Consider the following 869-nt stretch of genomic DNA (forward strand, 5'->3'; position numbering starts at 1 on the left):
TTATTTCTACCAGCCTTTTTGCACGACCCAAAATTGGTTTGGCTTTGGGAGGAGGTGGTGCCAAAGGCGGTGCTCATGTTGGTGTGCTTAAAGCCTTAGAGCGTGAGCAGATTCCTGTTGATTACATAGCGGGCACCAGTATTGGCTCGATCGTAGGTGGCCTATATGCCATGGGTTACAGCGCGGCAGAGATTGAGAAGAAGATGATGGCTACTACGTGGGAGGAAGGTTACTCAGACTCGATTCCTCGTCAAGATTTACCTTATCGCTTAAAGCAAAGAGACCAATTTAATGTACCCTTGGATATAGGGCTGCGTGATTACCAAATTACCTCGCCAAGTGGTTTGTTGTATGGTCAGCGTGCCGCGCAGCTATTACGTGAGACCTTTGGTATGGTGCCGGTGCTATCGAGCTTTGATCAGCTGTCGATACCTTATCGAGCAATTGCGACCGACCTGAGCCGCAACGAGCAAGTTACACTAGATCACGGAGACCTACTTAGTGCTATGAGAGCCTCGGCCAATGTGCCTGGTGTGTTGGCACCTGTAAACTGGGACGGGCAGTTGTTAGTTGATGGTGGTTTGGTAAATAACGTTCCAATAGATGTCGTGAAACAAATGGGGGCGGATATCGTTATCGCAGTAGATATCGGGGATGAGTTAGCTAAGCCTGAATCCTTGACTGATACTTTTTCTATCTTGGGGCAGCTCTCTAACTTTCTCACCGTGGCCTCGACTGAAAAACAAAAGGCACACCTGGCGGCTGAAGATATTCTAATAAAGCCTGATATTGATAATTTGAGTACGACTGATTGGTCAACCTTTCACTTGGGAATACAAGAAGGTCTTGAAGCGGCTGAATATCATTTG

At 47.3% G+C, this 869-nt stretch carries 1 protein-coding gene; it reads left to right on the plus strand.

Translation table 11 applies throughout. From position 1 onward, the window contains the following. Positions 1–869, plus strand: an 869-nt coding sequence (locus A3729_RS09255) for a patatin-like phospholipase family protein (protein WP_197475730.1), incomplete at both ends; no start/stop codon positions are given.

The organism is Oleiphilus sp. HI0043, from assembly GCF_001634935.1.